Origin of the sequence: Actinomadura mexicana (assembly GCF_900188105.1) — a bacterium.
Lineage (GTDB): Bacteria > Actinomycetota > Actinomycetes > Streptosporangiales > Streptosporangiaceae > Spirillospora > Spirillospora mexicana.
Genome location: NZ_FZNP01000002.1, coordinates 270594 through 289139 on the forward strand (window position 1 = coordinate 270594; position 18546 = coordinate 289139).

General features: G+C 73.1%; 18 protein-coding genes. 5 read left to right on the top strand and 13 right to left on the bottom strand.

What is annotated here, in order from left to right; genetic code table 11:
- Positions 1 to 31 precede the first annotated feature (31 nt).
- From CHC11_RS05605 to CHC11_RS40065, 4 genes are all read right to left on the bottom strand, one after another.
- Positions 32 to 1087 (bottom strand): threonine ammonia-lyase, encoded by a 1056-nt coding sequence (locus tag CHC11_RS05605; protein ID WP_089310518.1) that lies wholly within the window; start codon positions 1085 to 1087, stop codon positions 32 to 34.
- 91 nt (positions 1088 to 1178) lie between these two features.
- A complete protein-coding gene (gdhA, locus tag CHC11_RS05610) occupies positions 1179 to 2516 on the bottom strand; it encodes an NADP-specific glutamate dehydrogenase (RefSeq protein ID WP_089311033.1) in 1338 nt (445 codons plus the stop codon).
- Positions 2517 to 2804: 288 nt separating this feature from the next.
- Positions 2805 to 3158, bottom strand: coding sequence for a DUF488 domain-containing protein (locus tag CHC11_RS05615; RefSeq protein WP_089310519.1), 354 nt, complete (start codon positions 3156 to 3158; stop codon positions 2805 to 2807).
- Positions 3159 to 3230: 72 nt separating this feature from the next.
- On the bottom strand, positions 3231 to 3686 hold the full coding sequence (locus CHC11_RS40065) for a hypothetical protein (protein WP_143226937.1): 456 nt from the start codon (positions 3684 to 3686) through the stop codon (positions 3231 to 3233).
- Here CHC11_RS40065 and CHC11_RS40070 point away from each other — a divergent pair, their 5' ends adjacent.
- Complete coding sequence (locus tag CHC11_RS40070; RefSeq protein ID WP_143226938.1) at positions 3687 to 3881, top strand: hypothetical protein; 195 nt, start codon at positions 3687 to 3689, stop codon at positions 3879 to 3881.
- A 64-nt stretch (positions 3882 to 3945) separates the two neighbouring features.
- On the opposite strand, the gene CHC11_RS05620 is transcribed toward CHC11_RS40070, so the two are convergent.
- From CHC11_RS05620 to CHC11_RS05650, 7 genes are all read right to left on the bottom strand, one after another.
- Complete coding sequence (locus tag CHC11_RS05620; protein ID WP_089310520.1) at positions 3946 to 4740, bottom strand: hypothetical protein; 795 nt, start codon at positions 4738 to 4740, stop codon at positions 3946 to 3948.
- A gap of 8 nt (positions 4741 to 4748) precedes the next feature.
- Positions 4749 to 5000 carry a hypothetical protein gene (locus CHC11_RS05625; RefSeq protein WP_143226939.1) on the bottom strand — a complete coding sequence of 84 codons (252 nt, stop codon included), beginning with the start codon at positions 4998 to 5000 and terminating at the stop codon, positions 4749 to 4751.
- A 567-nt stretch (positions 5001 to 5567) separates the two neighbouring features.
- Positions 5568 to 7160 (bottom strand): CocE/NonD family hydrolase, encoded by a 1593-nt coding sequence (locus CHC11_RS05630; RefSeq protein WP_089310522.1) that lies wholly within the window; start codon positions 7158 to 7160, stop codon positions 5568 to 5570.
- Positions 7161 to 7305: 145 nt separating this feature from the next.
- Positions 7306 to 8421: a hypothetical protein gene (locus CHC11_RS05635; RefSeq protein ID WP_089310523.1), complete on the bottom strand. Its 1116-nt coding sequence runs from the start codon at positions 8419 to 8421 to the stop codon at positions 7306 to 7308.
- Between the two features lie 124 nt (positions 8422 to 8545).
- Positions 8546 to 9157 carry a DJ-1/PfpI family protein gene (locus CHC11_RS05640; RefSeq protein ID WP_089311034.1) on the bottom strand — a complete coding sequence of 204 codons (612 nt, stop codon included), beginning with the start codon at positions 9155 to 9157 and terminating at the stop codon, positions 8546 to 8548.
- 23 nt (positions 9158 to 9180) lie between these two features.
- Positions 9181 to 9570, bottom strand: a complete 390-nt coding sequence (locus CHC11_RS05645) for a DJ-1/PfpI family protein (protein ID WP_089310524.1) — start codon at positions 9568 to 9570, stop codon at positions 9181 to 9183.
- 53 nt (positions 9571 to 9623) lie between these two features.
- Complete coding sequence (locus CHC11_RS05650; protein ID WP_245918777.1) at positions 9624 to 10961, bottom strand: LCP family protein; 1338 nt, start codon at positions 10959 to 10961, stop codon at positions 9624 to 9626.
- A gap of 297 nt (positions 10962 to 11258) precedes the next feature.
- Between CHC11_RS05650 and CHC11_RS41100 the strand changes: the two genes are divergently transcribed.
- Positions 11259 to 11417: a hypothetical protein gene (locus tag CHC11_RS41100; RefSeq protein ID WP_179278700.1), complete on the top strand. Its 159-nt coding sequence runs from the start codon at positions 11259 to 11261 to the stop codon at positions 11415 to 11417.
- On the opposite strand, the gene CHC11_RS05655 is transcribed toward CHC11_RS41100, so the two are convergent.
- Positions 11401 to 11886 (bottom strand): ATP-binding protein, encoded by a 486-nt coding sequence (locus tag CHC11_RS05655; protein WP_143226940.1) that lies wholly within the window; start codon positions 11884 to 11886, stop codon positions 11401 to 11403. The genes CHC11_RS41100 and CHC11_RS05655 overlap by 17 nt on opposite strands.
- Before the next feature lie 201 nt (positions 11887 to 12087).
- On the opposite strand from CHC11_RS05655, the gene CHC11_RS05660 reads away from it, so the two are divergent.
- Positions 12088 to 13488 carry a sensor histidine kinase gene (locus CHC11_RS05660; protein ID WP_245918779.1) on the top strand — a complete coding sequence of 467 codons (1401 nt, stop codon included), beginning with the start codon at positions 12088 to 12090 and terminating at the stop codon, positions 13486 to 13488.
- Here CHC11_RS05660 and CHC11_RS05665 read toward each other — a convergent pair.
- Entirely contained in the window at positions 13463 to 14335 is an 873-nt protein-coding gene (locus CHC11_RS05665) for an NAD(P)-dependent oxidoreductase (RefSeq protein WP_143226941.1), read from the bottom strand. The genes CHC11_RS05660 and CHC11_RS05665 overlap by 26 nt on opposite strands.
- A gap of 94 nt (positions 14336 to 14429) precedes the next feature.
- Between CHC11_RS05665 and CHC11_RS05670 the strand changes: the two genes are divergently transcribed.
- The gene (locus tag CHC11_RS05670) at positions 14430 to 17528 is read left to right on the top strand and encodes an AfsR/SARP family transcriptional regulator (RefSeq protein ID WP_089310528.1); all 3099 of its coding nucleotides are present in this window, start codon (positions 14430 to 14432) and stop codon (positions 17526 to 17528) included.
- Between the two features lie 9 nt (positions 17529 to 17537).
- A complete protein-coding gene (locus tag CHC11_RS05675; RefSeq protein WP_089310529.1) occupies positions 17538 to 18413 on the top strand; it encodes an arylamine N-acetyltransferase family protein in 876 nt (291 codons plus the stop codon).
- The last annotated feature ends 133 nt before the right edge of the window (positions 18414 to 18546 follow it).

Here is an 18546-nt window from a genome sequence, read left to right on the forward strand (position 1 = left end):
GCGGACAGGCCCCGGGCGAGGCGTGCGGGTCTCAAGACCTGCGGGTCCAGCGGTGATAGGCGTCTACGTCGACGTTGCTGCCGCACACGATGGTGACGACGTGTCGGCCGGCGAAGCGGTCGCGGTCTTCGCGGATCGCCGCGATGCCGAGGGCGGCCGACGGTTCCACCACGAGTCCGGCGCCGTCGAGGAGCATCCGCATGCCGGCGACGATCGACGCCTCCTCGACCAGGACGGCGTCGTCGGCGACCAGGAGGAGGTCGTCCAGGACGTCCGGGATGGGACGTCGTCCGGCGACGCCGTCAGCGATGGTGTCGGTCGATTCGGTGGTGACGACGCGCCGCTGATGCCAGGAGCGCGTCATCGCCGGTGCGCCCGAGGGCTGGACGCAGATCACCTCGACCTCGGGCGCGAAGGTCTTGAGCACATGCCCCACACCCGTGGCCAGCGCCCCGCCGCCGAGCGCGATCAGGACGGTGTCGAAGGGCGGTGCGGAATCGGCGGACGGCGAGACCTCGTAGAACGGCGCGGAACCGGAGGCCGGTGCGGAGCCGAGCGCCGGTGCGGAGCCGAGCGCCGGTGCGGAGCCGAGCAGTTCCAGGGCGATGGTCGCAGCGCCCTCGCACGTCTCGATGTCCAGGCTGTCCTCGACCAGCCGGATGCCGTCGTGCCGCGCGATGGCCACCGCCCGCTCGCGCGCCATGTCGAAGTCGCCGTCCACCAGTTCCAGCCTGGCGTCCAAGGCGCGGATGCGATCGAGCTTGACCGCGGGCGCCGAACGGGAGGCCACAACGGTGACGTCGAGCCCCCTGGCACGCCCGGACCAGGCGAGGGCCTGACCGAGGTTGCCCGCGCTGGCGCACACCGCCGCACGCGGGCCGTTCTCGGCGAGGAGGCCGGCGACGATCTCGGTGCCGCGCCCCTTGAAACTGCGGACGGGATTCGCCGTCTCCAGCTTGATGCTCACCGCGCATCCGAGGTCGGGCTCCAGCGCCTCGCAGCGATACAGAGGTGTGTCGAGGAAAGCCGGGGCGATCATCCGGCGAGCCGCCCGGATCCGAGCAGTGTCGAGGCGCGTCTCCAGCACGACACAGCAGCGTAGCCCGCAAGGCTCTGATGACGGCCCGGCAGGGCGTCACCCCCCCCCGCCGGGCCGACGGGCGGATGTGGGTGGCGTACTAGATGAGGCCCTGGGCGAGCATTGCGTCGGCTACGCGTTCGAAGCCGGCGATGTTGGCGCCGACCACGTAGTCGCCGGGGGCGCCGTAGCGGTCGGCGGTCTCGTAGCAGGTGTCGTGGATGCTCGTCATGATGGCAAGCAGTTCCTCCTCCACCTGGGAGAAGGGCCAGGCGGCGCGGCTCGCGTTCTGCCGCATCTCCAGTGCGCTCACCGCGACGCCGCCCGCGTTGGCGGCCTTGCCGGGGCCGAAGGCGACGCCCGCGTCCTGGAGGACGTGCACGGCGTCGGGCGTGGTCGGCATGTTGGCGCCCTCCGACACGGCCTTCACGCCGTTGCGGACGAGGATCGCGGCGGCGTCGGCGTCGAGTTCGTTCTGCGTCGCCGACGGCAGGGCGATGTCGGCGGGGACGTCCCAGACCCGGCCGCCCGGGACGAACCGGGCGGAGGCGCCGCGCAGGTCGGCGTAGTCGGACACGCGGCCCCGGTCGACCTCCTTGACCTGCTTGAGCAGGTCGAGGTCGATGCCCTTCTCGTCCACGACGTAGCCGCCGGAGTCGGAGACGGTGATGACGTTCGCGCCGAGCTGCTGCGCCTTCTCGATGGTGTAGATCGCGACGTTGCCGGAGCCGGAGACGACGATCTGCTGGCCGTCCAGGTCCTCGCCGCGGCGGCGGAGCATCTCGGCCGTGAACATCACGTTGCCGTAGCCGGTCGCCTCCGTCCGGACGGCGGAGCCGCCCCACAGCATGCCCTTGCCGGTCAGCATCCCGGCCTCCCACCGGTTGGTGACGCGGCGGTACTGGCCGAACAGGTAGCCGATCTCGCGGGCGCCGACGCCGATGTCGCCGGCCGGGACGTCGGTGTGCTCGCCTACGTGGCGGTGCAGCTCGGTCATGAACGACTGGCAGAAGCGCATCACCTCCGCGTCGGAGCGGCCGTGCGGGTCGAAGTCGCTGCCGCCCTTGCCGCCGCCGATGCCGAGGCCGGTGAGCGCGTTCTTGAAGATCTGCTCGAAGCCGAGGAACTTGACGATGCCGAGGTTCACCGTGGGATGAAAGCGGAGGCCGCCCTTGTACGGCCCGAGCGCGCCGTTGTACTCGACGCGGAAGCCGCGGTTGACGTGGATCTCTCCGTTGTCGTCCTGCCAGGGGACGCGGAACATGATCTGGCGCTCCGGCTCGACCACCCGCTCGACCAGCTTGGCGGTGGCGAGGCCCGGCCGGGCGGCCAGCACCGGACCGAGGGACTCCAGCACCTCGTGCACGGCCTGGTGGAACTCGGCCTCGCCCGGATCGCGGCGCAGCACCCCCGCGTAGGTCTCCTCCAAGACGGCCATGGTCTCGGGCGGGGCCGGCAGGCGTGAGGCGAGGGGCATGGTGAGGTTCCTTCCTTGAGACCCCCTCACTCTAAAACCCGTTTCGGGCTGCACCGAAACGCCTCGCCGCAGCGAACCCCGTCCGGACCGCGACCGGGCCGCGTTCTCCCGACGGTCGGTCGGGCCGGAGGAACCGCCCGCCGGCGCCATGTAGTGCGTGGACTCAACTGGCCAGTGGGGTCGATCTCTGCTTCACGCGAACGTCTGGAACCTCAGATGGGGGCTTCCCCAAGGGGGCGGTCAGGGAAGTCAGGAGTCGCGGAGCCTGTCGGCGATGACGGCGGCCTGGCTGCGGTCGATGTCCTTGGTCGCGGTGAGCAGGGTGACGGTGCTCTGCCGGGCGAGGTCCCGAAGGTGGTCGAGGGCCGCGGCGCGTTCGGGCTCGGTCAGTTCCGCGTCGTAGCGGCGGGTGAACTCCTCGAATTTGGCGGCGTCGTGGCCGTACCACTTGCGGAGTTCGGTGGAGGGGGCGACGTCCTTCTCCCACTCGTCCAGGCGGGCCTTGTCCTTCGACAGGCCCCGGGGCCACACCCGGTCGACCAGGATCCGTGTCCCGTCCTCGGTCGACGGCGGCTCGTACACCCTGCGCAGCCGTACCTCCATGACGCGTCTATACCCCGGGCCACGGATGTGACGCGCGACCCCCTGGCCCCCAGACGGGCGGGGCGCTCTGGCTCACTGCGGGTTTCGGGGGCGTCCTCGCGGGGGCAGGGGTGGGCGGCGCCCGTCGAGATCCGGCCACGCGGGTCGGGGCTGTCCAGGGGCCCATCCCCTGCCGGGGCCGCCCTCCAGGGTGTCCCTGCGGTCGGCGGCGGCGCGGCGGGCGAATTCGGCGGCGGCCGTCCGGCGGGCGAACTCGGCGGCCAGGGCGCGGCCGAGGACGTCGTCGTCCGGGCGGTGCCTTTCCAGATATTCGAGGGCCTCGGCGAGTTCCGCGGTCGTCAGTCGCCGTACCGGCTTCCCGGTCCAGCGCGGAGGTCCGGCGAGCCGTCCGGCGGACGGGGCGGCGCGGGGTTCGGTGCTCAGGGCGGGGGTCCTTTCAATTCTGGTGCCGGCAAAGCCTTTTCCGTACCGGCGGCGGGGCGGCGCGGCGCAATGGGCCGCATTCGTGTCACCGAATAGAATCGCCACGTGCATTGGTGGAACCAGCAGGCCTGCGAGGCGGCAGCGGAGGCGCAGGCCGCCGATCCCTCGCCGGGGAATCTCATGGCCGCCGCGCAGGTGCAGGCGCTCGTCTCGATGGCGGAGGCGCTGCACCGCATTGCGGCGGCGCTGGAGGCGCACGACGATTCCGAGGCATTGACGCTTCCCCTCCGGCCGAAATAACCGGCCGCCCCAGCGGAATACCGGTGCGCCCTGTCGACGGGGCGCACCGGTATTCCGCGGGGTGTCAGGAGTCGCTGAACGATGTGCGTTCCGTTCTGCCGTTCGCGCTCGGCGCGAGGCGGGAGGCCTTGGCGACCGAGGGGCGCGGCGCGGTCTCGGCCAGGTAGTCGGGGGCCGGGGCGGTCGGACGCTGCTCGGGTCCGGCCGCCGGAGGGGCCTGGTCGCGGGGACGGTCCCGCAGCCGCCGCGCCGCCTGCCGGAGGGCGCGCTCACCGACGAGCCGCGTCAGCTCCAGCCCCCAGCAGTCCAGCTTGTCGGCGTCGGTCAGGTCGTCGCGGCTGCTCAGCTCGGCCGCCAGGCCGCCGAGCCGCTGCGCCTCGGCCAGGTCGAACTCGCGCATGAGGTGGCAGCACAGCTCCGCGAGGGCCGCGTGGTCGCGTTCGAACGACAGCCCCGCCAGGTCGTCGTGCGACAGCCTGCTGAGCGCGCGCTTGCGTTCCAGCTCGCCGTCGGCGACCCGCAGGATGCCGCTGAGGAGGGCGACGGGCCCGGCGCCGGCGCCGCGGCCCTGCGCGGGGGCGAACGACATGCGCAGCACCGCCGCGGAGCCGAGCCCCGCGGCGATCACCCGGACGACCACGAGGCTCATCGGGGGCGTGCTCGGGGGCAGTCCGAACGTCCAGCCGGAGGCTGTCACCGCGATCAGCGCGACGGTCGACGCGCTGGCGTTGACGAAGACGAACAGCAGCCCGCCCGGGGAGAGCAGGGCCGCGACGGGACGGTCGCGGTAGCGCGCGACCAGCTCGGCGAAGCCGATCGCGCCGCCGATGAGAGCGGCGAGGAGCATCTCGATGGTCATGATCTTCCTTACGCGCTGCGGGCGGACAGCCGGCCGAACGGTGGCTCCTCGGTCCTGCCGCGCCGGGACGGCAGGGCGGCGGGGCGCTGCCGGGCCGCCAGCCCGGCGCGCTCGACCTCCAGGAAGACCAGCAGCCACTCGGCCGGGCCGGAGGCGACCCCGGAGTGCGTGCGCAGCGCCTTCTCGCGGGCGCCGAGAAAAGCCAGCAGCCACTTGACGGGACCGGACGCCCCGCAGGCGGCTCGAATACGTGAATCCATGCGGGAGACCATTCCGCAGGCGTGCCTCGAAGTCGACTCCCACGGGGTCAATTTTTCGGCCCAGGCTCGCGGAACGACCATTTCATGTCAGATCGGAAGAGTCCACCTGACGTCAGGATCTTCGATCCTTTGGCACGGGACCCTCGGATGCTGGGGCGTTCGCGGGGATTCCTTTACCTGAATTTGCCGCAGCCTCCTGGGAGGCCCGTGAGGGGAGATCCCCATTTATGCGGCGACGCTCGTCCCCGCGCCGCCCGGGTCCGTCCTTGCGACACGCCGGGGCGCCGCCTCCCGGCTGCCAGCCGGGTGACAATCCGCCCCCTCGCACCTTTCCGAACATGCCTATCGGTCCGTCGTTCCCGGAACCGAACCTGAGGAGGTGGTCGGCTCCAGGAGGACACGCCCAGGGCGAGCCGGCCGGTGCCGCGGACGCTGGCCGCCGTCGCGGTGCGGCCCGAGCCCGGCGGGGCCGTCCCGGGCCGCCCTGGCGCTGCGCTGGGCGCGGCGGGGGCTCGCGCTGGTGGAGCTGCCGCTCGTGCGGGAGGAGCGACTGTTCCGCGGTGGGGGTCAGGGGGTCCAGACGGGGAGGTGGAGGGCGGAGGGGTGGGCGGCGTCGCGGAGGATCTCGAAGTGGGTGCGCCGGGATGCGATGGCCTGGCCTGCCGGCTCCGGGGTGCCGTGGTTGCGGGCGAAGCGGGGGAACGCGCCGCCCGCGAGCATGACGCGCAGGCGGTGGCCGCGGCGGAAGCGGTACGCGGTCGGATGCATCTCGATCTCGGCGCGCACGGTCCCGGTGGACGTGATGCGCAGGATGCCGTCGGTGACGTTGCGGGATACGCCGCTCCGGTCGACGTCGCAGAGGCGGACGAACAGATCGCCCTGCCCGGTGCTGGTGCGCACGTGGATCGTCGCCGAGACGGGCCCGATCACGTCCAGGTCCTCGGGCAGCGGCGCGCCGGTGAGGACGACCACGTCGCCCCGGCGTTCGAGCGGGGCGTTGTCGCGCTGCTTTCCCTTGCCCGGTGACAGGAGCGGGCCGCCGACGTTCGGGGTCGGGTCGAAGGGGTCGTAGGTGAACGTGGCAGGGTCCGCGTCCGGCTCGTCCCAGACGAGGCCGTGGGACAGGTAGAGCGGCGTGGGCTTGGTCTCGGGCGGGGGCCACTGGTCGAAATCCAGCCAGGTGTCGGCCTGTTGCAGGTGCAGCCTTACCGGCGCCCTGCGGAGTTGGGCTTCGTCACCGTTCAGGTGGGCGTTCAGCCAGGAGACCTGGTCGTGGAGCGTCGCGCGGAGGGCTTTGGCGTCGTGTCCCCAGGGGCCGATGGTGATGCGGACCTGGCGTCCCTCCGCGCGCAGGGCGGCGAAGTCCCTGAGCTGGCCGCGCAGGAAGAGGTCCCACCAGCCCGTGACCATCGTGGTGGGCGTGGTGGTCGCGGGGACGGCGGCGCTGTGGTCGGTGGCCTTCCAGAAGTCGTCGCCAGGCTCGGCGTGGGCCGCGACCTCGCGCAGGAACGATTCGGGACGTCCGATGGCTGCGAGGTCGGCCTCGCCTACCGGCAGGTGCCGCATCGCTCGCCGGACGCGCCTGTTGTGGAACGGTCGCCTTCTCTCCTCCCGCGTTCCCATCAAGGACGACCAGACGAGCGTGTTGTGCAGGGCGAGTGCACCACCGGGGTAGAACGAGCTGGCGAACTCGGACGCGGTGATGCCCAGCCCCATCGCGGCCAGGGGCGGGTCCGCGTAGGGCGCGACGGCCCACTCGGTGAACCCGAGGTAGCTGGCGCCGACCATCGCGACCCTGCCGTCGCACCAGGGCTGCGCGCGGAGCCACTTGAGCGTGGCCAGGCCGTCGTCCTTCTCGTCGTGGAAGGCGTGGAACTCGCCGCCCGACCCGAAGACGCCGCGCACGTTCTGCACGACGACCTGGAACCCGCGCCGGGTCAGGACGCCGGCGAACAGCCGGACGACGGCCTGCCGTTTGCCGTACGGGGTGCGCATCAGCACGACGGGCAGCGGCCCCGCACCGCGCGGCCGGTACAGGTCGGCGACGAGCGCGACCCCGTCCGGCATGGGCACCCGCAGGTCCCGCGCCGACTCGGCATGCGGGGACGGCGGCTCGGGGAGGCCGAGGAGGCGGTCGACGAGTCGTCCCGAAGCGGTCATCGAACGCCCCTTCCGTTCCCGTTGGTTCCTGACGTGCCGGCTGTCGGCGATGTGCCCGAGGGGTCCCGGTGGCCTAGCTTGCAAGAATGATCGCAGTGCTCGACGCACCGTCCAACCTGGGGCTCCGCCCGGCCCGCCGTTCGGGTCAGGCTGCCGTCAGGCGTTCGTACTCGTAGAGGACGCTGGCGAACTCGCCTGTCGGCACCTCGCAGGTGTGGCCGGGCAGCCACAGGTGTTCCAGGCGGACGGTCTGGACGTCCATGTGGATGTGGCAGGCGTTGCCCGTGTGCTCCCAGCCGGGTCGCGCCGCCCGGACGACCTCCAGGTGGTGGCGGTGGCTCTGGATGTCGTGGAGCAGGAACGCCGTGAGGACGTGCCGCGGCCCGTACACCGAAGGCGTGAACGCGCCGGCGCTGGACGCCGCGGTCGCCAGGTCGACACCGGAATCGGCGAGTTCGGGGAAGAACACCTTGACGCGCCGGACGACGCCGCCGATCTCGATGGGCCGGCAGGGGAGCCGCAGAACGGCCTCCGGGTCGACGTAGCCGTGCACCGGCACCCCGGCGACGACGCCCGACCACGCCCCTGGGACGCCGTTGAGGAAGCGTGCCTCGGTCAGGGCGTTTCCCAGTTCGCCCATGATGCGTTCCGGGTCGACGCCCTTCGGCATGAAGGTCTTGGTGCCGCTGCATAGGCGCTTCCCCGATTCGTCCAGGACGGCGAGGTCGGCCCAGCAGGCGCCCGAGCCGGTCTCCATGACGCCGTGCGGAAGGCAGGCGTCGGGGTGCGGGGTCAGACCGGCCAGGTCCTCCAGCACGGCGCGCGGGGTCTGGACGAGTCCCCATCCCTGCGTCCGCTGGGAGACGGAACCGAGGGCGAGGGAGGCGGCCATGGGCTCTCCGTTGCCCGGCCTGCCGAGGTCGCGTTCCAGGCTGCGGCGGCTCTTGAGGGCGCCGACCTGGTGGAGGTACTCGTCCAGGCACCGCCGCAGGACGGCCGGTTCCAGGTCGCAGGACGCCCAGCCTGCGACGTCGCGCACGTGCACGGTCGTGCCGTCGAAGTCGAGGCGGTGGTAGCGGTACTGCTCCTGCCAGGGGCGGGCCGCGCCGTCGCTCAGCCGCCCCTGGGCGCGCGCTATGGCGGAGACGTCCTCGCCCAGGTCATTGATGAGAAAGTCGCGCAGCGGGGCGTGCAGGGGGTCGGTCTCCACCGCCACCCGCACCCCGTCGCTGCGGAACCGCACCGGAAGCGATATCGCCATTCGGGTGATTATGCCGATAAGCGAAGATCATCACTGGTATGGCTGAATGTTCGTTCCGATCGGGCGGGCTTTCGCCCGTCTCCGCGCCAGCCGTCTCCGCGCCAGCCGTCTACGAGTCCGGCGTCTACGAGTCCGGCGTCCAGTCGTCCGCCATGTACGGGGGCGCGGGCTCGTACTGGATGTAGTGGCGCACCTTGCGCGCGTGGTCGCGGCCGTGGATGCGTCCGACCAGCCAGAGGGCCATGTCGATTCCGGCCGATACGCCTTGGCTCGTGGCGAGGTTGCCGTCGACGACGTAGCGTGCGTCCCGGACGACCGTCACGTCCCCCAGAGCTTCCAGGGCGTCCTCGAAGGCCCAGTGGGTCGCCACCCTGCGCCCCTTGGCCGGGCCTGCTGCGTGCAGCAGGAACGACCCGGTGCACACGCTCGTCACCCAATCGGCCTGTTCGGCGACCTTCGCTATCCAGCCGGTGACGGACGGGTTGTTCGGTTGCGTCTCCCTAGCGCCGCGCCCGCCGGGCACCAGGAGAACGTCCAGCTTCGGGTGGCCGTCCAAGGTGTGGTCGGGCACCACCCTCATGCCCTTGTTGCAGCGGACCGGCTCCGTCCCTTCGGCGACCAGCACCGCCTTGTCGCCTTGGTCGCGCACCATGGCCGATGCCGTGAACACCTCCCACGGCCCTACGAAGTCCAGTTCCTCGGCTTCCTCGAACACCAGCAGCCCATACGTCGTCATCTGCACTCACACCTCATCTGTACTCACACCTGGAGCTGCTCCTCCCGGCCCCAGTGCGTGGTGACGCGCCGTCCCTCCAGGACCCCGGCCTCGGCGAGCAGCAGCGCGCCGCTGCACACCGACGCGACCCGCCGCGCCGTCCGCGCGGTGCGCGCGACCCAGCCGACGAGCGCCGCATCGCCCCGTGCCTCGTCGACCCCGGCACCGCCCGCCACGACCAGCGTGTCGATGCTCTCGGGCGCGAGGTCCGGGCCGGAGGGCGCGTGGACGCGGAGCCCGCCGGACGCCGTCACCGGCCCGGCCCGGCGGCCGACGACCAGGCACTCGTACCGCCCGGTGGCCTCGAACACCTCGTGCGGGCCGGTCAGGTCCAGGATCTGGAAGCCGTCATAGATCACGAACGCGACGCGCATGCCTCCAGGCTGTCACCGGGTCCGCATGGCGTCCACGACGGGCACCCCACACATCACGCCACCTTCTCGCAGACCTCGTCGCTCGCCCGGCTCTCGCCGCGCTGCACCGGGACGCCGCCGGACGTCCGGACGCGTGTGAAGCCCGTCCCGATGACCAGGTCGACGACGCCAGGGGCCGTCCTGGCGCGCGGCGCGACCCGTGCGCCCGGCAGGAGGCCCGCGAGCGCCCTCGCCTGCGCTTCCGCGCCCCTCCCGTAGCGGACGACGGTGGCCTGCGAGCGGGAGCCGAGGTTGCCGACTCCGGTGACCTGCCAGCCGGCGTCCGTGAGCTGCGCCGCCACCTGGGCGGCGCGGCCCTCGGTCCCGGAGGCGTTGAAGACCCGCACCCTCCCCGGCCGCGCGCCCGGGGCCTTCGCAGGGGCCGGCGCCACCACGTCCTTGCGGAGCGCGTCGAAGAACTCGTCCGCGGCGGGCCGGGAGAGCGCCACCCGGTTGCGGTTCGGCGGGTACGGCCCGGACGGCACGGTGACGAAGCGCAGCTTCCCCGCGTCCAGATCGCGCATGCCCTGCGCGATCTTCAGCATCTCCGCGACGGTCAGCCCCTTGTCGGTCGTGAGCGACTCGGCCGTGGCTCTGAGCAGCGCGTTCAGGCGCCCCGGATCGGTGAGGACGCCCGCGCTCATCGCCTCCTTGGCGAGCGCGCCGAAGAAGTGCTGCTGCCGCCGGATGCGCTCGGTGTCGCTGCCGTTCCCGAAGCCCTTGCGGCTGCGGACGTAGGCCAGGGCGTCCTCGCCTTCCAGCCGGTGGCCGCCCTTGGTGAGGGTCAGCCCGGAATTTTCGTCGTGGACGTCGGCCGTCACGCACACGGGCACGCCGCCGACCGCCGTCGCGATCCGCTTGAAGCCCACGAAGTCCACCTGCACGAAATGGTCGATGCGGATCTTCGTGAGCTGCTCGACGGTGTGGACCGTGCAGGTGGGGCCCGCATGGGCGATCGCCTCGTTCAGCATGGCGGTGCCGCTGCCCGGCGCCTTCGTCCCGTCCCCGCGGGTGCAGGCCGGAATGGGCACCATCAGGTCGCGGGGAAAGCTGACGGCGATCGCCTGGCCGCCGCCCGGCGACAGGTGCAGCAGCACCATCGTGTCGGACGCGGGCGGCTTTCCCCGCAGGCCCCGCCCGTACCGGGCGTTGGCGCCCTCGCGCGTGTCCGATCCGAGCACGAAGATGTTGATCGCGCCGTTGAGCTTCCTGGGCCGGTTCCCGCCGATCATCCGGTCGGCGTCCTCGTGCTGGACGGCGTTCTGCAGCCGCCAGTAGTACCCGTACGCGGACAGGCCGCCCGCCACCATCATCGCGGCCGCCGCGACGGCGACCCAAGCAAGCAGCTTCATGGAGCCTCCCGGCATGTATCGCCGTTTCCCCGCCTTCGGGTTCACGACCGGCGGGAATTGACGGTTGACACGCCGCCCGGACCTATGGCTAACTATTCTCCATGAAGCTTTGATCTTTCTGCGGTTGAGCCGCCCCCGGTACTGCCGCGGGCCCGCTCCCGTCCTCCTCCCACGGCGCTCCTCCTTCGCACGGGCACACCGGTGTCCTGCGGCGATGCGGCGCGCCCTTCCCCATCTCCCCGCGGCCTTCCACGGCCGAATTCAGACGTGCCCGGAGGCGATCTCTTCATGCGTGCAATGAACCATGAAACCAACCCCGCAATGAACGCCGACCCCTTCGCCAAATCCAGAAAGAAGGGCAAGCGGAAGAACTCCGACTTCCGGTCGGCCAATCTCGCGAACAACCGCCGCAACGCCCGGCAGATGCCGACCCGGCAACTCAACCGGGGCCGCTGACCGGCGCTCCACCGACCCGGCCCCGGGCGCCGCGCCGCGTCGCGGTGCCCGGGGCCGGCGGCAGCGCCGGGGCCGGGAACTCCGCCCACACCACCGTCCGGGCGCCGTCCGTCCGGAACCCCCACCGCGACGCGAGCGCCTCCACGATCCGCATCCCGCGTCCCGACTCGGCGCCCGTTCCCTCCCCCGCGTGCTCGTCCTCGGCGGGCCCGCCTTTCACGTGCGGGCGCCCGCCCGCCGCCCCCTCGTCGGCGACCTCAAGCGTGTACCCCCCGTCCCCGGCCAGGACGGCGACCCTCACCACCCCGCCCTCCAGCCCGGACGCCGTGTGCGCGATCGCGTTCGCGACCGTCTCGCTCACCACCAGGACCATGTCGTCCAGGGTGGGATGACCGGCCGCCACGCTCCGGACGAAGCCGCGCGCGCAGCCGACCGACCGCCGCACGCCCGGCAACGTGATCTCGCCCATCACCACACGGTCCCGCGTCCCGACCACAGCACCGCCTCCCCGTCCCGGCCGCCCTCACGTCCGGAAGACGGCCCGTCACCCTCGATATACGGATCGCGGGCCTTGTCCTGTTCACGGCACCCGATCCGGTGCCGCACGCGCCGCGAGCATCTCACGCTGAGTGACTTAGGGTGACGGTGTGTATGGTTCCGGGAGTCCACGGTGACGACGGAGAAGCGGGATCACGCCCGCCTGCGGGGCAGGCACCTGCTCTTCTCGGTCCGCGGGCGCGCGACGCTCATCACCGTCGTGGCGTCGGCGCTGATCCTGGTGCTGGCGCTCGTCCTGATGCTGCTGCTGGCGCGGGACTGGGCGGAGAACAGGGTGGGGCGCGAGACGGAACGGACCGCCGAACGGATCGCGTTCGACCTCTCCAGGGAAAGGAACCCCGGCGTCCTCGACGTCGGCCCGGACGAGGCGCCGATGGTGCAGGTGGTGAACCCGGAGGGAAAGGTCGTGGCCGCCGGCGACGCGATCCGCGGGCGTCCCGCGCTCGCCACCGCCGACCTGGCGCGTGGCGAACTGCTGATCGACCAGCGGGTCTGCCCAGCTTTCCTGGACACGTGCGTGTGGGCGTTCGGCCTCCGCATCCGCACGTCCCCGTGGGGCGCGGACGTCATGGTCATCGCCGCGGCCCCGCTGCCCGGCCTGCTGAACGTGTGGCTGCTGCCCCTCGGCCTCTTCGGCCTGCTGGTCGTGCTGCTCAGCCTGATCGCGTGGTGGACGTGGCACACGATCGGGCAGGCGTTCGTCCCGGTCGACCTGATCCGTTCCGAGATGGCCGACCTGGACGCGCGGGGTCTGGACCACCGGGTGCCGGTCCCGCAGGCCGCCGGGGGGATCCGCGACCTCGCCGAGACGGTCAACGCCACCCTCGACCGGCTGGAGGAGGCGGCGACCCGGGAGCGCCGCTTCGTCTCCGACGCCTCCCACGACCTGCGCAACCCGATCACGGGCCTCCGGACGCGGCTGGAGGTCGCCCTCAGCGAGCCGGACGACGCCGACTGGAAGCCGATGGTGCGCGACGCGCTCCGCGACACGGGGCGCCTGAACGACATCGTCGCCGACCTCCTGGAGCTGTCCCGGCTCGACGCCCGCACCCCGAAGCCCGTGGAACCGGTCGACCTCGCCGCCCTGGTCCGCAGGGAGGTCGGCCTCCGGGCCGGCGAGGTCCCGATCAGCATGCGCCTGGAGCCCGGCGCGGTCGTGCGCGCGAACCCGGTGCGGCTGAGCCGGGTGCTCGGCAACCTGCTGGGCAACGCCGAGCGGCACGCCGAGTCGCGCATCGGGGTGACGGTGGCGCGCGACGGCGGCGACGCGGTCGTGGAGGTCCTCGACGACGGCTCCGGCATCCCCGAGGAGGCCCGCGAACGCGTCTTCGAGCGGTTCGCCCGCCTCAGCGAGTCACGCGCCCGGGACCCCCAGGGCACCGGCCTCGGCCTGCCCATCGCGCGCGAGATCGCCGAGATCTACGGCGGCTCCCTGCGCATCGCCGACTCCCGCGTCGGCGCCAGGTTCGTCCTCCGCCTCCCGCTGGTCACGGGCGGCGAACCGCCTCGATGACGGCGGACAGCCCGTCCTCGCCGTGACCGGCGTCCACGGCCCGCCAGAACAGATCCCGCAGAGCGGCCGGGCCCGCGGCGTAGATCCCGGCTTCGCGGGCGGCCTCCACGACGTGGTCGGCGCCTACGGCCTGCATGCGCAGGGTGTTGTCCGCGCCCGGGGAGACGGCGGCGTCGATCTCTTCCGTGAGGTGCTTGACGAACCCCATCGGCCCGTCGCCGCCAAGGTCGAGCAGCAGGGACGTGGCGAACGGACGGAACTCCTGGGCGGAGACTCCCGCAGTGCCCAGCAGGGCAACGGCGTGCATGTAGGCGGTCGTGGTCGACCAGAAGAGGTAGAGCTGCGCCTGGTAGTAGAGCATCGACAGGCCCGGGTCTCCGCCGACGAACGTGACGTCTCCCAGCTCCCCCAAGGTCTCGCGGTAGCGGGCCAATGCCTCCTCGGGACCGCTGTAGAAGACGTATGCACCCGGCCGGCCGATGCCCGGCGGAGGCACCATGACGCCGCCGGTGAGCAGGACGCCGCCCCGCTCGGCGACCCATTCGCTCGCGCGGCGCAGTTCGCCGGGGCTGCCGGAGCTGAGGTTGACGATGACGCGCCCTTGGAGGTCCGCGCCGTCGAGCGAGTCGTACATCGCCTTGTAGTCGGTCTGGCTGACGACGACCAGCTCGGAGTCCGCGAGGGCATCGGCGGCGGTGGGGGCGAGGGTCGCGCCCTCCTTCACCAGGGGAGCCGCCTTGGACGCCGTCCGGTTCCAGACCGTGGTCGGGTGGCCGTTCTCCAGGAACCTCCTGGCCATCGTCGCGCCCATGGGTCCGAGACCGAAGACGGTTACCGGGGATTTCACATGTCCTCCTGGGGTGTGGTGTTTCCGCCACCCTCGTCTTGGCCGCTACGGACGTGCTGCGGGTCCGTCCGTAGCGGTGGCTACCCTGGACGCCGTGCGATTCGGGGTGCTGGGACCGCTCGCGGTGTGGACGGACGCCGGGGCGCCCGTGCGCGTGCCGGAGGCCAAGGTCCGCACGCTGCTCGCCGTCCTGCTCACCCGTCCCGGCCGCCCCGTGTCCGTCGATCGGCTGATCGACGCGCTGTGGGGCGACCGGCCGCCCCGGAACCCGGTCGGAACGCTCCAGGCCCGGGTCTCGCAGCTCCGCAGGGCGCTGGAGGAGGGCGAGCCGGGCGGCCGGGGGCTCGTCGCCGCCCGTCCGCCCGGTTACGCGCTCGACGCCCGTCCGGACGCGGTCGACGCCGCGCGGTTCGCGGCGGCGCTCGGCCGCGAGACCGCCGATCCCCTCGCCCGCAAGCGGCTGCTCGGCGACGCGCTCGCGCTGTGGCGCGGCCCCGCCTTCGCCGACTTCGCCGACGCCGAGTTCGCCCGCACCGCGATCATCGAGCTGGAGGAAGGGCGGCTCGTCGCGCTGGAGCGGCACGCGCAGGCCCGGCTCGACCTCGGCGAGCACGCGGCGGTGGCGGCCGAGCTGGCCGCGCCGGCGGCCCGCCATCCGCTGCGCGAGCGGCTGCACGCCCTCCACCTGCGCGCCCTGCACCTCGCGGGCCGGCAGGGCGAGGCGTTCGCGGGCTACCACGCGCTGCGCGAGCGGCTCGCCGAGGAGCTCGGCGCCGACCCGGGACCCGAGCTCGCGGCGCTCCACCGGTCGATGCTCGCGGACGGGCCCGCGCCGCCGCCGCGGCCCGCCCCCCGGCTGCCCGCCGCGCTCGACGAGCTGATCGGGCGCGAGGACGCGGTCGAGCGGGGCCGGGCCCTGCTCGCCGAGCACCGGCTGGTGACGCTCACGGGGGCGGGAGGCGTCGGCAAGACCCGGCTGGCCGTGGAGATCGCCTCCCGGTCGCTCGCCGACCACCCCGACGGGGTGTGGATGGTCGAGCTGACCGCGCCCGACGACGTGGCCGGGCAGGTCGCCCGTGCGCTGGGGCTGCGCGAGGAGTCCGGCGGGAGCCCCCTCGCGGACGCGCTGCGGGGACGGCGGGCGCTGCTCGTCCTGGACAACTGCGAGCACGTGCTCGAACCCGTCGCCGAGCTCGCCGGGCGGCTGCTCGCCGGCGCGCCCGGACTGCGCGTCCTCACGACGTCCCGGGAACCCTTGGGGATCGCGGGGGAACGGCTGCAGATCGTCCCGCCCCTCGACCTGCCGGGTCACGGGACCGCGCCGGCCGTGCTGCGGGAGTCGAGCGCGGTCCGGCTGTTCGTCGCGCGGGCCGCGGCGGCGTCCCCCGGCTTCGCGCTGGACACCGGCACGGCGCCGTGGGTCGCGGCGATCTGCCGGCGCCTGGACGGGGTGCCGCTCGCGCTGGAACTGGCGGCGACCCGCGTCCGCGCGCTCGGGGTGCGGGAGCTGGCGGCGCGGCTGGACGACCGGTTCCGCGTGCTGGCCGCCGGGCGGCACGGCGGCCCGGCCCGGCAGCGGACGCTCCGCGCGGTGATCGACTGGAGCTGGGAGCTGCTCACCGGGTCCGAGCGGGTCGCGCTGCGGCGCCTCGCCGTCCACCCGGGCGGCTGCACGCTGGAAGCGGCGGAGGCGGTCGGCGACGCCGGCGCCGACGTGCTCGCCCGGCTGGTCGACCGCTCCCTCGTCGTCCGGACGGAGGAGGGCCGGTACCGGCTGCTGGAGTCGGTCGCCGCCTACGCCCTGGAACGCCTGCGGGAGGCGGGCGAGGAGGACGGCTTCCGCCGCCGCCACGTCCTGCACTACACCGGCCTGGCCGAACAGGCGGCGCAACGGCTGCGCGGGCCGGAACAGGGCCACTGGCTGAAGGTGCTCGACCAGGAGTCCGCGAACCTGCGCACCGCGCTGGGCAACGGGACGGGATTCCGGCTGGTGAACGCGCTCGCCTGGTACTGGTACCTGCGGGGCCGCTTCGGGGAGGCGCGTCGCGCGTTCGCCGGGGCCCTGTCCGCCCATCCGCAGGCGTCACCGGCCAGAACCGAGGCCGCGACGTGGCTGACCGCCTTCACCATGCTGGTCGGCGAAGGCACCGATTCGGAGGAGCTCCGGCAGGCCGCCCTGGCCGAGCATGACGATCCGCTCGCCAGGGCCAAGGCCGAGTGGCTCCTGAGCCACGTGCATTGGGCGTACGGGGATCTGGCCGTGAACGAGCGACGCGTCGACCGCGCCCTGTCGGTCTTCCGGGAGCGGGGCGACCGCTGGTTCACGGCCGCCGCGCTCGCGACACGGGCCAAGCTGGCCGTCGGTCACGGCGACCTGGTCTCCATGGAAAGGGACGCGGTGCGGAGCGCCGCGCTGTTCGCCGAACTCGGCGACCCGTGGGGGCGGCTGGAGGCGTCCGACTCCCTCGTCCGGCGCGCCGAGATCACCGGGGACTACGCCGAGGCCGCACGGCTGCTCCACGACGGGCTCCGGCTGGCCGAGGAGTCGCGGATGTGGCCGGAGGCCTCGTTCCGGCTGTCCGGCCTCGGCCGCGTGGCGCTCCTCACCGGCGCCCTCGGCGAGGCCCGCGACCTGCACGAGCGGGCGCTGGACCTGGCGCGGCGGCACATGGCGCGGTCGGCCGAGGAGTTCGCCGAGGTCGGGCTCGGGCTGGTCGCCCGCGCCCGCGGCGACCTCGACGCCGCCGAGACCCATCTGCGCGCCCGGCTCGCCTGGCTGCGCGGCATCGGCGGGACGGCCGGCCTCGCGTTCGCGCACGCCCAGCTCGGCTTCATCGCCGAGGAGCGCGGCGACGCCCCCGGCGCGCTGGCCCTGCACACCGAGGGGCTCGCCGCCGCGCGCGCCGTCGGCGACCCGCGCGCGATCGCGCTCGCGCTGGAAGGGCTGGCCGGGGCGCGGTCCCTGGCGGGCGATCACGCGGCCGCGGCCGGGCTGCTCGCCGAGGCGGGCGAGCTCCGCGCGGCGGCCGGCGCCGCGCTGCCGCCCGCCGAACGGCGCGACGTCGAGCGGATCGCCGGGAGGATCCGGGGCGCCTCCGGTGTTGTCGCCATTACCGGCGAATCGTCATCGCCGGGGAAGTCGTCATCGCCGGGGAAGCCGCCATCAGCGGGGACGCCGCCATCAGCGGGCTGAAAGGGAGACATGAGCGAGGATCTCGGTTACGGATGGCAGGGCGAGCTACTCGACCTGCCCGCCTACCTGAAGCGGATCGGCCACGACGGCGACCTCGCCCCGAACGCCGATACCCTGCGGGCCCTGCACCGCGCGCACGTCACGTCGATCCCGTTCGAGAACCTGGAGATCATGCTCGGGCGGCCGATCGGCCTGGCGCTGGACGCCGTCCAGGCGAAGCTGGTCGAGCGCCCGCGCGGCGGCTACTGCTTCGAGCACAACCGGCTGTTCGCAGCGGTGCTGGAGAGGCTCGGGTACGAGGTCACGGCGCTGGCGGCGCGGGTGACGCTGGGGGCGGCGCGGCTCCTGCCGTCCACGCACGCGCTCCTGCACATCCGCCCGCCGGACGCGTCGCGGGACGAGCCGGCGTGGCTGTGCGACGTGGGGTTCGGCGCCGGCCCGCTGGAACCGCTGCGGCTCGTGGACGGCGAGGAGGCCGTCCAGGACGGCTGGGGCTTCCGGCTCCGGCGAGGACGCACCGTCACCGCCTGGACGCCGAGCACGACGGAATGGGAGATGCACCAGCGCGGCCCGGACGGCTGGATCCAGCGGCACACGTTCGTGCTCAACGAGGTGTTCCGCATCGACTTCGAGGTGGGCAGTCACTACGTCTCGACCAGCGCGCGTTCGCCGTTCACGACCCGGCCCTTCGCGCAGAGGTTCTCATCCGATGCCCTCCACGTGCTGGACGGGACCACGCTGACCACCACCCGCCCGGACGGGAGCGTCGAGACCCGCGGGCTCGCCGCTGCGGACCTGCCGGGCACACTGCGCGAAGACTTCGGGATCGTCCTGGAAGGGGAGGACGCGGATCGGCTCATCGAGTTCGTCCGCGCGAGGAGCTGATCGCGAGGCCGTTCATCGCCGTGTCCGCGATGGCCGCGGGGCCGCGAGTGCGCGGGGCGCTCGCCGTCTGCGCAAGATCGGCGCGGTGCTGCCGTCCCGCCCGGTCCCGGCGGCCGCGCGCACCGGGAACGAT